A 13601-nucleotide genomic window follows, 5' to 3' on the forward strand; every position below is an offset into this window, starting at 1 on the left:
TATTCAATAGGAACAAAACTAGCACTGATCACCGGAACGACAAGCGAACACACGGCAAGGGGCAACAACTCCCCGGCCAGTGCCTCCACATCCAAATACCCGCGCTGCGCGTCCTCGCGTCCCTGCATAAGACCAGTCTTAACCACCAGCCGCGCCAGTCCAGCCGACGCGCCTTGACGCTCGCGATTAATTCAGCAGGCTCCTAGCTCCGGAGTGCTGCAGCCTCCCGGGCGAGGGCGCTGATCCTGTCCCAGTCGTTGGCTTCGACCGCAGTCCTCGGCGTGAGCCAGCTACCGCCTACGCAGGCCACGTTCGGGAGCTTGAGGTAATCCGGGGCGGTGGCCAGGCTGATGCCGCCGGTGGGGCAGAACTGCACCTGCGGGACCGGTGCGCCGATGGCCGCGAGGTAGTCCGGGCCGCCTGCCGATCCGGCGGGGAAGAACTTCATGGCTTTCAGCCCGTGCTCCAGGACCATCATCACTTCACCCACCGTGGCAACACCGGGGAGCACCGGAATTCCGAGGCCCAGCATGTGCTGCAGCAGTCCCGGGGTGACGCCGGGGCTGACGAGGAACGCGGCACCCGCTTCGGCGGCGGCGTCCGCCTGGCCGGGGGTGAGGATGGTGCCCGCGCCGACGCAGATCTCCGGGACCTCGCTGGCGATGAGCTTCAGGGAAGTGAGCGCGTTGGCGGTGCGGAGGGTCAGTTCGATGATGCCCACTCCGCCGTCGGCCAATGCACGCGCCACCGGGACGGCGTGCTGCGGATCGTCGATGGTCACCACCGGAATGACGGGGGAGAGCTGCAGGATGCGGGTGGCGTCAGCCATTGGTGATCTCTTTTCTCAGCGCATCCAGTCCAGTGGAGTCCAGGGCGCTGTACCAGTGCAAGAGGAGTTTTTCGAAGGTGGGGTTGGCGGCGAGGGCTTCGTCGAAGACGCTGCGCAGGCCCAGCAGGGCGGGTACCACTGCGTCCGCGGTCCGGGTGCCCGGCAGGGCTGCGTGCAGCTCCGCTGCGAGCGGATCGTTGAGCTCGCCCGGAGGGGTGGACGCGAAGTGGCGCATCCACGCTGCGACGGCGAGCGCTGCCCACCGCGGTTCGCGTCCGGCGTCGAGGTTGTCCTTCACGGTGGTGAGGAGCCGCAGCCCGATCTTCTGGGAACCGTCGCTGCCTACCTTGGCGGTGGTATGGCCCAGTGCCGGATTCGCGAACCGGTCGAGGACACCGGCGCAGTACGCCCCGCCGTCGAGCTCCCGGGGGAGCTCGATGACGGGAAGGACGTCCTCCAGCATCAAACCGCGGCAAGCGGCGCGGAAGGCATCGTCGGCCACGGCGTCGCTGATGGTTTCATAACCGGCCGCCATGCCCAGGTAAGCAAGCAGCGAGTGGCTCGCGTTGAGCAGCCGGAGCTTGGCGGCCTCCCACGGTGCGACGTCCTGCGTGAACACCGCGCCGGCGTCCTCCCAGCGGGGCCGCGGCCCGGCGAAGTTGTCCTCGATGATCCATTGCCGGAACGGCTCGGCCACCACAGCCGCTTCGTCGCGCAGCCCCAGGACGCGTTCGACGCCGTCGAGGTCGCTTCCGGTGGTGGCGGGAACCATCCGGTCCACCATGGTGCTGGGGAACGCCGTGTTCGCCGTGATCCACTCCGTCAGCGCAGCAGCTTCCTGCGCCGGGAGGGAAGCGGCAAAGTCGAGCACCAGCCGCCGGGTGAGCCCGCCGTTGTGCGGCAGGTTGTCGCAGGAGACGACGGTGACGGGGCCAGCGCCGTTTTCGGCGCGGCGCTGCAGTCCCCGGGCCAGCTGGCCGACGGCGGTCAGCGGCGGGGTACCCGCGACGTCGGCCCGTACGAGGTCGTCCGAGAGGTCCAGGCCGCCGGTTCGGGGATCGAAGCGGTAGCCCTTTTCGGTGATGGTCAGCGTGACCACAGTGGTCGTGGCGGCGGCGATGCGCTCCACGACGGCGTTGGGGTCGTCCCGCCCGGAGATTGCCTCCGTGATGCTGGCGACGACCCGCGGCGGTGCAGCTCGGGCACCCCGCTCGGCCACGGTGAAGAGGCAGTCCTGCGGGGCGAGCTGCCTGGCCACAGTGTCCGAGCGCTGCGTGACGCCGGTGATTCCCCAGCCCAGGTCGCCAGTGGCAAGCATGGCCTCTTCGGTGAACACGGCTGTGTGGGCGCGGGCAAATGCACCGAGGCCCAGGTGCACGATTCCGGCGGTGACGGCCCTGCCGGCGAGCGGGGCCGTGTAGCCCGACCCGGCGTCGGGTCCTGAGGCGGCGGAACCCGGCGCGTCCGAACGTGATGCGGCCAGCGCGGCGAGGCTCAGACGTGTGATGGCAGGCCTCCTCCGTTGAGTGCGTTGGCCGGGGAGGCGGCGTGCGCACGGGTCTGCGCCAGCGTCGGGATGAACCCGGTGCCGCCCTTGCCTCCCACCACCAGCGAGGCCGCTGCCGCACCGTAACGGGCTGCATCGGAAAGGGCGTCGCCCAGGACCAGCCGGGCAGTCAGCGTGCCCACGAAGGCGTCGCCCGCGCCGGTCTGGTCCACCACTGCAGGAGCGGGAATCGAGTCGATCCACGCCGAGCCAGTTTCGCTTTCCAACTGGATCCCCTCCGCGCCGCAAGTTACGGCGATATTGGCCGTGCCCAGCGACCGCAGCTTTGCGGCGGCCTCCTGTGGCGAGGACGTCGCCAGCAGCGCCGACGTTTCGCCGGGGAAGGAGGGCGTGACCAGGAAGGCCTTCGGCGCAAGCTCGGCGAGGACCGCCGTCGCCTCTTCAACGGTGGTGAGCCGGGGACGGTAGTTGGGGTCGAAAACAAAGCGGCTGGAAACCTGGGCGGCCTTGACGACGGCGGCCCGGGAGGATGCCGAGATGGCGCAGGCAATTCCTCCGGCGATTACTGCCCCGGCAGCGGCAAACACGGCGGGGTCGACGTCGTCCGGGCCCAGTGAGGAGCCCACGCTGCCGCTTCTGGCGTAGGAAAATTCGCGCTGGCCGTCCGGATCACAGTGCACCAGGTACACGCCCTGCTGGCCGGAGCGGTACTTGAGCAACTCGGTGGAAACTCCCAGTCCGCGGATCCTGGCCGTGATCGCCTGGCCGAGGTCGTCGTCGGTGAGGACTGCCAGGAGCCCCACCCGGGCGCCGGCCGCCGCGGCTGATGCCGCGACGTTCAACGCGTCGCCGGAGATGCCCAGTTGCGCCGGGACACCGTGGCCGAACGGTACGTCCGTGGCAACCTCAAGCAGGATTTCGCCCATGACGACGACGTCGAAAGGCTGGGGGAGGGAATCGCGCACGGAGTTTTGGGTTGCGTAGTTCACCAGTCATGCACCGATCCGTCGAGCCGCCGGTTGATTGGCAGGTACTTCGGGGCGAAGGGGAACGCGGCGGCGGCTTCCTCATCGAACTCTACGCCGAGGCCCGGAGCGTCGCCGGGGTGCATGTACCCGTCGGTGAAGGTGTAGGAGGTCTTGAAGACCTCGCCGGCGGGGTCGCGGTGGCCCATGTACTCCTGGACACCGAAGTTGGGGATGCTCATGTCCACGTGCAGGGCAGCGGCGAAGGAGGCCGGGGACAGGTCGCCGGCGCCGTGCGATCCGGAGCGGACACCGTAGAGGTCGGCCAGGGAGAAGATCCGGCGCAGGTGGGTGATGCCGCCGGCGTGCGAGACCGAGGTGCGGATGTAGTCGATCAGGCGTTCGGTGATCAGCTGCTGGCAGTCCCAGATCGAGTTGAACACCTCGCCGACGGCGATCGGCGTCGTGGTGTGCTGGCGGATCAGGCGGAACGCCGACTGGTCCTCGGCCGGCGTCGGGTCCTCTATCCAGAACGGGCGGAACGGCTCCAGCGAGGCGCCCAGCCGGCCGGCCTCGATCGGCGTTAGGCGGTGATGGACGTCGTGCAGGACGTGCACGCCGTAGCCGAACTGTTCACGCACGTGCGCCATCATCTTCGGCGCGAAGTCCAGGTACGCAGTGGTCTCCCACAGGTCCTCCTGCGGAATGTTGCCGCTGGCGGGCTCATAGGTCCTGCCGTCCACCGGCGCGATCCCGTAGGTCTTTTCCAGCCCCGGCACCGCGGCCTGCGCGCGGATCGCCTTGTAGCCGAGGTCCAGGTGGTGCTGGAAGTCGGCGCTGAGGTCCTCCAGGGTGGAGCCGCTCGCATGGCCGTAGACCATGACACCCTCACGGGCCGCGCCCCCCAGCAACTCGTACACCGGCATCCCGGCGGCCTTGCCCTTGATGTCCCACAGTGCGACGTCGATCGCAGCGATCGCCGTCATGGTCACCGGCCCGCGGCGCCAGTAGGCGCCCTTGTAGAAGTACTGCCAGGTGTCCTCGATGCGCCGGGCGTCGCGGCCGATCAGCAGCGGGCACAGGTGCTCCGTCAGGTAGGAGGCGACGGCGAGTTCCCGGCCGTTCAGGGTTGCGTCACCGATGCCGGTGATCCCGTCCTCGGTTTCGATAACGAGCGTCACGTAGTTCCGTCCGGGCGACGAAACCACTACGCGTGCGTCGGTGATCTTCACTGGTTGGTCCTTTTTACTTCAGGGTGGGGCGTGGAATGTGAGGGCGGGCGGTTAGCTGCGGGAGAGGCGGAGCATGACCTTGCTGCTGTCCGCGGTGGGATCCGCGGCGGTCTGCATGGCTTCTGCCGCCTGGTCGATGCCGAACCTGTGCGTGATGACCGGGGAAACGTCCAGGCCGTCGGCCATGGCGCGGAGGGCGTCGGTGATCTCGTCCACGAAACGGTACGAGCCGATCCACGTGATCTCCCGGGTGACCAGGTCCCCAAGCGCGGCCAGCGCCGGGGCTCCGGGCAGGTTCCCCACCTGGACGATGGTGCCGCCGCGGGCGGTAGCCCGCAGGACGCCGCCCAGCACGGCCGGGATGCCGGTGGCTTCAAACACCAGTTCCATGTCCTCCGGCAGGGTGCGGCCGCCGGAGACGTTCAGGACCTCGTCCGCGCCCATGGCCTTCGCGATCCGCAGCGAGGCATCGTTGATGTCCGTGGCAATGACTGTCCTGGCACCCGCGTACTTGGCCGCCGCGACCACCAGCGAGCCTATCGGCCCTGCCCCGTTCACCAGCAGGTCCCGTCCGGCGAGGTTGCCGGCACGGCTGACGGCGTGCATGGCGACGGCGAGCGGTTCCGCCAGTGCCCCGCGGAGGGTGTCCACGCCGTCGGGCAGCGGACGGATCTGTGCCGCCCGGACCAGCTTGCGTTCGCTGAAGCCGCCGTCCGTGTGCGGATCAAACGCCGCTGAACCGAAGTACCGGACCTGCGGGTAGAGGTTCGTCCTGCCCTGGAGGCGTGCCGGCATGGACCCGTCGCCCACCAGTTCGGCGGGGTGCACTGTGACGGGCTGGCCGACGTCGAGGTGTTCCACGCCGTCACCCAGCCGGGCGATCCGGCCGGCCACCTCGTGGCCCAGGACGAGCGGGGACTTCAGCTGCGCGGTTCCCGAGGCGCCGTGGCGCCAGTACGAAAGGTCCGATCCGCAGATGCCGCCCCATTCGACGTCGAGCACTACCTCGCCGGGTCCGGCCACGGGCTCTGGAAGCTCGTCGATCCGCAGGTCGTTGGGTCCGTGGACTACGACGGCTTTCATACTGCGTCCTCGAGGCGGACCATGTCGCGGCCGCGGACCTCGGGGCCGACTACGGCGGAAACCAGCGTGATCAGCGAGTAGCCGACGAGCATCGCGGCGAGCGGCCACCAGTGCCCGGTGACCGCGGTGAGCGTGGCGGCGAGCAGCGGGCCGATGGCGGTGGCGAGGATGCCGCCGATCTCCTTGGCGAGTGCCAGCTGGGTGAAGCGGGTGCGGGCTCCGAAGAACTCGGCCATGGTGACGCTTTCCATGGCGAACAGGCTCAGCACGCCAAGATTCAATCCGATCACCATGGCGATGGTGATGACCGCGGTGTTGCCGCTGGTGACCATCAGCATCATGGGGATGGCGAACAGGGCGGTGAGGGTGCTGAGGGCCAGGTAGAGGGGCCTGCGGCCGAAGCGGTCACCCAGGAAGCCCATGATCGGGATGGTGATGAAGCCGAGCAGGGAGCCGTACATGATGGCGCTGGTGCCGACAGTCTTGTCGACCAGCAGCACGGTGGCGAGGTAGCCCACCAGGAAGGTCTGCACGAGGCCGGAGTTGCCGGCCTGGCCGAAGCGGAGGCCGAGGGCGATCAGGAAGGCCTTGCCCTTGCGCTGGTGGAGAGCGGCTTCGATGGTGCTGGTGCCGGCAGCAGCGGCCGCGGCGGCCTCGAGCTTGGCGTCCCGCTTGGCGATCTCTTCCTTGGAGAGTGCGACGCCGTCAACGACGTCGGTGCGCTGCTCGAAGACCGGGCTTTCCTTGAGGGAGCGGCGGATCCAGACGGCGAAGATCATCAGCAGGAAGCTGGCCAGGAACGGGAGGCGCCAGCCCCAGCTGAGCAGCTGGTCCTCGGACAGCACGGCAACGAGGATGGCCCAGAGGGCGGACGCGGCCAGAGTGCCGGAGTTGGTGCCGAGGCAGACCAGCGAGGAGATCAGGCCGCGGCGGCGGGCCGGTGCGTACTCGGCGAGCATCACGGTGGCTCCCGCGATTTCGGCGCCGGCGCCGAAACCCTGGATGAGGCGCAGGGCCACGAGCAGGATGGGGGCCCAGATGCCGATCATGGCGTAGGTGGGGAGGACGCCGATGAGGGTGGTGGAGGCGCCCATCAGGGCGATGGTGATGAAGAGGACCTTCTTGCGGCCGATCCTGTCGCCCATGCGGCCGAAGTAGATGGCGCCCACGAGGCGGGCAACGTAGCCCACGCCGTAGGTTGCCATGGCGGCGATGAGGCCGATCACGGGGCTGACGTCGGGGAAGAAGATCTTGTTGAAGACGATGGCCGCGGCCAGCGAGTAGAGCTGGAAGTCCATGAACTCCATGGCGGTTCCGAGCCAGCCGGAAACGGCAACCTTGGCTAGGTCCTTCGTAGTCCGGGACTCGGCCCGGGTGGTGGGCGGCGCGATGCTCTCGGTCATCAGTTGCTCCTTTGCAGGCGATGAAAACAAAAATTGGGGAAAGGTGCCGGTGATCTGGGAGGGCCGCATGCCAAGTGCTTGATGCCAAGTTCTGGAGCTTCATGATGGCCTCAGCAGCGCCGCCCGATAACTACCATACAAGCACTACCATTCTAGTTTGTCAACGACGGCTAGACTGATTCCGTGGCTACCAAAAAACCTGGAATCGAGGCGGCTCCCCGCCTTTCGGTGCGCGACCAGACCCTCGACAAGCTCCGCCGCCGGATTATTTCCCTGGAGCTGCCGCCGGGCGCACCGCTGTCCGAAAACGAACTGGCTCAGGAACTCGGAGTCAGCCGGACGCCGGTGCGGGAGAGCCTGATTCTGCTGCGCGAAGAAGGCCTGGTCCAGGTTTTCCCGCAGATCGGCTCGTTCGTCTCGCTCGTGGACCTGGCCCGCGTGTCCGAAGCCCAGTTCGTCCGGGAAGCCATCGAGTGCGCGTCGCTGCAGGACGTGGTGGTGGAAAGCGAGGGGATCTCGGGGCTGCGGGAGATCCTGAAAGACCAGAGGGACGCCGAAGCAGCGGACGACATCGACGCGTTCTTCCGGCTGGACGAGGATTTCCACCGGGAACTGCTGCGGCTGGCGGGCCACGAAACAGCCTGGACGGCCGTCAACTCGGCAAAGGCGCACCTTGACCGGGCGCGGCGCCTCAGCCTGCTCGACACCCGGCCCGTGTCCACGCTGATTGAGCAGCATACGGCCGTGGTGGATGCCCTGGCCAGGAATGACCGCCCGGCGGCGGATGCATCGCTGCGCGGGCATCTCCGCGGCGTGTTCGACGACGTCAAGCGGATCCAGGAGTCGACGCCGGGACTGTTCTCCGACGGCTCCGTCCAGCGGCCCACCCGGCGGAGCGTGGCCCGCCTCGCCTGAGCCGGCGCGTGCCCTCGCCCGGCGGCGACTGTGTGACAAACGAGTGCGACAAAGCGGGCCCGGCCGGGTGCAGCGGGCAGGGCAGCGACGGTACCATCATGACCATGCCCGGAGTTCTCGACATCGCAGGTCCCATCCTGGAAGTGCTCACCTGGATTTGCCTGCCCGCCGGCCTGGTACTACTGGTTGCCGTTGAAACAATGCGGCGGTTCGAGGACCAGTGGACGCAGTCGGAAGGCGTAGTCTATTCCGATGAAACCGGCGTGGGGTTCCGCTGGTATGACCACCACTACCAGGTCCACAACGCCCCCATGTCTCCGCACGACATCCGGCACATGGTCCCGGGGGACGCCGTCACCATTCACTACGCGGTGAAGACGCCTACCCGGTGGCGGACCAGCGCCCCGGAGGTCCGGGGCGAGGCGGCCGGAGTCCTTGGCTGGATCCTGAGCGGCATCGGCGCGGCGGCGTTCGTCGCCGGCTTCCTGCTTCCGATGTTCTAGGGCTTACATGTTCTACCCAGCTGATGTTCCAGCCAGCGCTGCTCAGACAGCTGACAGCGCGGCGCGGACCGAAGGCCAGGACTTCAGGATCTCCAGGGCTCCCGGATCGCGCTCGGCCAGGATGGCCTCCCGGTAGGAATCCTCCAGCAGCGCATCCACGGAGACCCGGCTTCCGGTTGACGCGCTGAGGACGGCGGCCTCCACCATGGCCAGGCTCATGATGTTCCGGTGGACCAGCCCCATGGGAGTGCTGCCGGTGCGCAGCGCGGCGACGAAGTCCCGCAGCGAACCGGCGATCTCCTGCCCGGGATCCCCGCTGGGCACTCCTTCGGACACACGGGCTGACTCCACCGTGGGTCCGTTGTCGCCGTCCCACAGCACGGTTCCGTGTTCACCGCTGATCCGCCAGGCCCCGTTCCAGGAGGTTTCCTGTCCCGGACTGCACCAACTGCCGGTGAAGACGAAGCGCTCCCCGCCTGTCATCTCGAAGATGGCGCTGGCCCCGGCATCGCCCCGGTACCAGCTCCAGGCCGGGTTGTATTCCTCGCAGAAGACCGAGACGGGATCGGCGTCGAGCAGGAAACGTGCCATATCGAACTGGTGGATGGCCATGTCCAGCAGCAGCGGATGGTCCATGGCGTCGCGGAAGCCGCCGAAATGCGGTGCCTTGAAGAACTCAGCCGAGACGATCCCTACGCTGCCCAGCGAGGACGCAAGGCGCTTGGCCTCGAACAGCTGCCGGTTGTACCGCCGGGACTGGCTGACCATAAAGAGCTGGCCGGACAGTTCCGCCGCCGCGGCCAGGGACAGGCCCTGCGCCACGGTGGATGCCACAGGCTTCTCGCCCAGGACCGGCAGCCCGGCGGACAGTGCCTCGGCCGTGACCGGGTGGTGCGCGGCCGGGACGGTAACGTTGATGACCGCCTGGGCGCCGACGTCGGACGCCAGCCGGGCGGTGCCCGCACCGACCGGAAGGTGCGTCCGCCCAAGGGCGGCTGCTGCCGCGCGGGCGGCATCAAGGTCTAGATCCACGATGCCGGCAAGCTCCACCAGCGGAGACTCATCCACCGTCCGAAGCCAGGCGCGGCCCATCCCGCCGGCGCCGACGACGACGACGCGCAGGGGAGTGCCGTCGGCGGGGATGGTGGCGAAAGTGGTGCTCACGCGTTGGCTCCCTGGTAGCTCTTGCCGTTGAAGAAGTCGTTCGTTTCGTAGCGCAGCAGTTCGGGGTTGGTGCGTTCGGGGCGGTCGGTGAGGGCCCATTCGACGGCGTTGGCGATCACGCGGCGGACGTCCTTGTGATGGTAGACGGGGTAATCCTGGTCGCCCGGGCTGAAGAAGAAGATCTTGCCGTGGCCGCGGCGGAAGGTGCAGCCGGAGCGGAACACTTCGCCGCCGCTGAAGGAGCTGATGAACACCAGCTCCTCGGGGGTGGGGATGTCGAAGAATTCCCCGTACATTTCCTGCTGGTCGATCACGATCGGGTGCGGCACGCCCTTGGCGATGGGGTGCGTCGGGTCCACGGTCCACACGAGTTCGCGGTCCTGCTCGGAACGCCAGCGCAGCGTGCAGGACGTTCCCATGAGCTTGGTGAAGATCTTGGACCAATGCCCGGAGTGCAGCACGATCAGGCCCATGCCGGACAGGACGTGCCGGTGCACCCGCTCCACGATCTCGTCGTCCACGTCCGCGTGGGACATATGGCCCCACCAGGTCAGGACGTCCGTGTTGGCGAGGATTTCCTCGGTGAGGCCGTGCTCAGGTTCGTCCAGGGTGGCGGTGCGGACGTTGACTCGGGCGCCGAGGTTTTCCTCAATGCCGGCCTTGACGGCGCCGTGCATGCCCTCGGGGTAGAGCCGGGCGACGAGTTCGTCGCGCTTTTCGTGCCGGTTTTCGCTCCAGACAGTGACGCGGATCGGTTCAGTCATGATTTCTCCTTGAAGGATGTTGGTGGTCTGTCGGGTGAGGTTCGACGGCGGTGCGCCGCCGTGCGCTGCTATTTGACCGCTCCGCCGGTGGTGCCCGCCGCGATGTACTTCTGCGCCGCCACCAGCAGGATGATGGCCGGGATGGAGGCCAGCACGGCGGTCGCCATGACCGAACTCCAGTCGTTCACGTAGGCGCCGATGTACTGGAAGATGCCCAGCGTCACGGGCCGGACGGCTTCGGTGGTGGTCAGGGTCAGGGCGAACAGGAAGTCGCTCCAGGCGAAGAGGAACGTGAACAGCCCGGCGGTGATCAGCGAGTTCCGGCTCAGCGGCAGCACGATGGACCAGAAGGCGCGGACGTGGCCGGCGCCGTCCACCCGGGCGGCCTCGATGACCGAGGCGGGCATGCCGTTCATGAATGCCCTGATGATCAGGATCGCGAACGGAATGCCGTGTGCGGAGTCCGCCAGGATCAGGCCCGGGATGGAGTTGAGCAGGCCGAGGTCGTTGTACGCGGTGTACAGGGCGTTGGCCACCACGATGCCGGGAATCATCTGGCTGATCAGGATGGCGAACAGCACCACGCCGGCGCCGCGGACCTTGAAGTAGGACAGGGCGTACGCGGCCGGGGCTGCGATGGCCAGGCTCAGCGCCACGCTGCCGAGCGAGATCACCAGGCTGGTGCCCAGGTTGCCGCCCTGTTCGCTGATGGCTGTGGCGTAACCGGTGAAATCCGGTTTCAGCGGCAGCCAGGATGTTTCCAGCGTGGTGCCGTTGGGCTGCAGCGAGGCGTTGACCATCCAGTAGACCGGGAACAGCATGACTGCCAGGAAGAAGACTGCCAGGGCTGTGGAGCCCCAGTTCCTGCGGTCCGCGGCCACGCGGGAAGTAGTTGCGGGGCGGGACATGGTTGTCGTCGTCATGGTTTGCTCACTCATCTACGGCTCGCCGGCTGGCGCGCAGGTACAGGACCGCGAACACCAGCGAAATGACCACCAGGACGTTGCCCAGTGCCGCACCCTCGCCGAACTTGAACTCCGCAAAGGAGAGCGCGTAGGACTGCGTCGCGATGGTCTGGGTGGAGTTGGCCGGGCCGCCGTTGGTCAGGCCCAGGATGATGTCCAGCACCTTGAGCGTGTAGACGACGCCGAGCACCAGGACCACGCTCACCACCGGCCGGAGCATGGGCCAGGTGATGTGCCGGAATGCCTTCCAGCCGGTGGCGCCGTCGAGGGAACCTGCCTCATAGAGCTCGTCCGGGATTTCCTGCAGGCCTCCGTAGAGGATGGTCAGGTTGAACGGGATGCCGATCCAGATGTTCACCCCGACGACGGCGATCAGCGCCAACGACGTGCTGGTCAACCACGGCACCCCGGTGTCCACGACGCCCAGGTCGCCCAGGAACCGGTTCAGGGTGCCGCTGTCCTTGTCCAGGATCCAGCGCCACACGGCGCTCGAGACGATCAGCGGCAGCAGCCAGGGCAGGAGCAGCAGGCTCCGGAGGATCCCATTGAGCGGGAACTTCCGCTGGAAGAAGATGGCCAGCGCCAGGCCGATCACGAACTGCCCGGCAATCGAGCCGACGGTGAAAAGCGCCGTGTTGAGCAGGGAGGTGGAGAACAACGACGACGACAGCACCGTCGCATAGTTCGCCAGCCCCACCCACGGCGCTTCGCCGGTAAAGAACGTGGCAGTGGTGTAGTCCTGGAAGCTCATAACAACGTTCTTCACCACGGGGTAGCCGAAGAACAGCGCCATGTAGACCACAGCGGGAACCAGGAACAGCCATTGGAAGAGGCGCTCCCGCCGCTGGCGGATGCCCCGCCGCGCGGCCGGTATGGCATTCCCCTTTCCGGCCTTCCCCGCACCCGTTTTCCCCTTGGGCGTTGCCCGCGACAAATCAGTTGTCAGTGCCATTGCCGGAGCCTACTGTCCCTGGGCTTGCTTCAGGGCTTCAGCCGGCGACGCCTTGCCGGTGAGCGAGGCCTGGATTGCCGTGTAGATTTTCGTGGCCTGGGCGGGCCACTCCTCGCCGAGCTGTCCCGTGCGGGCACGCGCCGTTTTTACCAGTTCGGTGAAGGTGGCAAGTTTCGGGTTCTCCGCGGCGAATTTGTCGGCCAGGGTGGTCTTCGAAGGGATGGTGTTGCGGACCTTGGCCATGCCCAGCTGGTTTTCGTCGCTGTTCAGGCAGTCCACGATTTCGGCGGCCTTGGCCTGGCGGGCCTTGTTTCCGGTCTGCGGAACTGTCCAGACTTCTCCGCCGAGAGGAGCAACCACGGTCTGGCCTGCTTCCCGGACCGGGATCTTCACCACGCCGTACTGCAGCGAAGCCTGCTTGTCCAGGGACGGGATCTGCCAGGGGCCGTTGACCATCATGGCGGCCTTGCCGGCCAGGAACTGGTCCTTGACATCGGCCTGCGTCCAGTTCAGCGCGGAGGAGGACACTGAACCGTCCTTCACCAGGTCGGTCCAGAGCTGCAGGGCCTGGGCGGTTTCCTCGGTGTCGATGTTCTTTTCGTTGCCGCCGTTGGACCACATGACCGGCAGGAACTGCCACGTGCCCTCATAGGTGGGGTTGGCGTTGAACGCGAGCCCGTACTGGTCCCCGGAGGTGAGCTTGGCGGCCGCTGCTTCCAGTTCGTCCCAGGTTGACGGCGGGGTCACGCCGGTCTTGGCAAGGATGTCCTTGTTGTAGAAGAGGGCGATGGTGTTCACCGTCGGCGCCAGTCCGTAGACCTTGTCCTTGTACGTGCCCGCGCTCAGGACGCCGGGGGCGAAGTTGTCCGTGCTGATGTTGAAGTCGGCGAGCGGAGCCAGCGCGCCCGTGGCCGCAATCTGCTGCAGGTCCGGGTTGTCCAGCATCAGGACGTCGGGCAGCGTCTTGGAAGAGGATTGCTGCAGGACCTTGGAGATCAGGGACTTTCCTGGAACGGTTTCGCGCTTGATAGTGACGCCGGCCTTGGTGCCGCAGGCAGTGAGGGCGTCACCGATGAAGGTCTTGTCCGGTTCGTTGTTGTAGTAGTCCATGACGGAGATTTCCGAGACGGATTCGCTGGAGGATGATGGGGCGGTGCCGCATCCGGAGAGCAGGACCGGCAGGCCCACCAGTGCGGTGACTGCGACGGCAAGGGGCCGGTTTTTCCTATTTGCTGACTTCATTGTCTGTTCCTTGTGTTGTAGGGACTTGAAGGGATGTGAGCCGTAGTGCGAATCGTCGATGCGTATCGACGATGGTC

At 67.0% G+C, this 13601-nt stretch carries 13 protein-coding genes; 2 read left to right on the plus strand and 11 right to left on the minus strand.

The window, feature by feature from the left end:
- Nucleotides 1-202 precede the first annotated feature (202 nt).
- From eda to J7I92_RS15835, 6 genes are all read right to left on the minus strand, one after another.
- Nucleotides 203-829: a bifunctional 4-hydroxy-2-oxoglutarate aldolase/2-dehydro-3-deoxy-phosphogluconate aldolase gene (eda, locus tag J7I92_RS15810; protein ID WP_214842026.1), complete on the minus strand. Its 627-nt coding sequence runs from the start codon at nucleotides 827-829 to the stop codon at nucleotides 203-205.
- The gene (locus J7I92_RS15815; protein WP_214842029.1) at nucleotides 822-2207 is read right to left on the minus strand and encodes a mannitol dehydrogenase family protein; all 1386 of its coding nucleotides are present in this window, start codon (nucleotides 2205-2207) and stop codon (nucleotides 822-824) included. Before J7I92_RS15815 ends, eda begins: the two co-directional genes overlap by 8 nt.
- 116 nt (nucleotides 2208-2323) lie before the next feature.
- Entirely contained in the window at nucleotides 2324-3262 is a 939-nt protein-coding gene (locus tag J7I92_RS15820; RefSeq protein ID WP_214842151.1) for a PfkB family carbohydrate kinase, read from the minus strand.
- Nucleotides 3263-3321: 59 nt separating this feature from the next.
- A complete protein-coding gene (gene manD / locus J7I92_RS15825) occupies nucleotides 3322-4533 on the minus strand; it encodes a D-mannonate dehydratase ManD (RefSeq protein ID WP_214842031.1) in 1212 nt (403 codons plus the stop codon).
- Between the two features lie 51 nt (nucleotides 4534-4584).
- Entirely contained in the window at nucleotides 4585-5616 is a 1032-nt protein-coding gene (locus tag J7I92_RS15830) for an L-idonate 5-dehydrogenase (protein WP_214842032.1), read from the minus strand.
- A complete protein-coding gene (locus J7I92_RS15835) occupies nucleotides 5613-7019 on the minus strand; it encodes an MFS transporter (RefSeq protein WP_214842035.1) in 1407 nt (468 codons plus the stop codon). Before J7I92_RS15835 ends, J7I92_RS15830 begins: the two co-directional genes overlap by 4 nt.
- 183 nt (nucleotides 7020-7202) lie before the next feature.
- Here J7I92_RS15835 and J7I92_RS15840 point away from each other — a divergent pair, with 183 nt between their 5' ends.
- Nucleotides 7203-7934, plus strand: a complete 732-nt coding sequence (locus J7I92_RS15840) for a GntR family transcriptional regulator (RefSeq protein WP_214842037.1) — start codon at nucleotides 7203-7205, stop codon at nucleotides 7932-7934.
- A gap of 98 nt (nucleotides 7935-8032) precedes the next feature.
- Nucleotides 8033-8437, plus strand: a complete 405-nt coding sequence (locus J7I92_RS15845) for a hypothetical protein (protein WP_311380394.1) — start codon at nucleotides 8033-8035, stop codon at nucleotides 8435-8437.
- Nucleotides 8438-8479: 42 nt separating this feature from the next.
- Here the strand turns inward: J7I92_RS15845 and J7I92_RS15850 are convergent, their stop codons facing one another.
- The 5 genes from J7I92_RS15850 to J7I92_RS15870 form a co-directional block, all read right to left on the minus strand.
- Nucleotides 8480-9601: a Gfo/Idh/MocA family protein gene (locus tag J7I92_RS15850; protein ID WP_214842039.1), complete on the minus strand. Its 1122-nt coding sequence runs from the start codon at nucleotides 9599-9601 to the stop codon at nucleotides 8480-8482.
- On the minus strand, nucleotides 9598-10365 hold the full coding sequence (locus tag J7I92_RS15855) for a ThuA domain-containing protein (RefSeq protein WP_214842042.1): 768 nt from the start codon (nucleotides 10363-10365) through the stop codon (nucleotides 9598-9600). The genes J7I92_RS15850 and J7I92_RS15855 overlap by 4 nt, the downstream gene beginning before the upstream one ends.
- A gap of 68 nt (nucleotides 10366-10433) precedes the next feature.
- On the minus strand, nucleotides 10434-11288 hold the full coding sequence (locus tag J7I92_RS15860; RefSeq protein ID WP_214842044.1) for a carbohydrate ABC transporter permease: 855 nt from the start codon (nucleotides 11286-11288) through the stop codon (nucleotides 10434-10436).
- Between the two features lie 7 nt (nucleotides 11289-11295).
- Nucleotides 11296-12282, minus strand: coding sequence for a carbohydrate ABC transporter permease (locus tag J7I92_RS15865; RefSeq protein ID WP_214842046.1), 987 nt, complete (start codon nucleotides 12280-12282; stop codon nucleotides 11296-11298).
- A 9-nt stretch (nucleotides 12283-12291) separates the two neighbouring features.
- Nucleotides 12292-13524: an extracellular solute-binding protein gene (locus tag J7I92_RS15870; RefSeq protein WP_214842048.1), complete on the minus strand. Its 1233-nt coding sequence runs from the start codon at nucleotides 13522-13524 to the stop codon at nucleotides 12292-12294.
- Between the last annotated feature and the right edge of the window lie 77 nt (nucleotides 13525-13601).

The sequence above is a fragment of the Arthrobacter sp. ISL-72 genome (assembly GCF_018613755.1).
Taxonomy (GTDB): Bacteria; Actinomycetota; Actinomycetes; order Actinomycetales; family Micrococcaceae; genus Arthrobacter.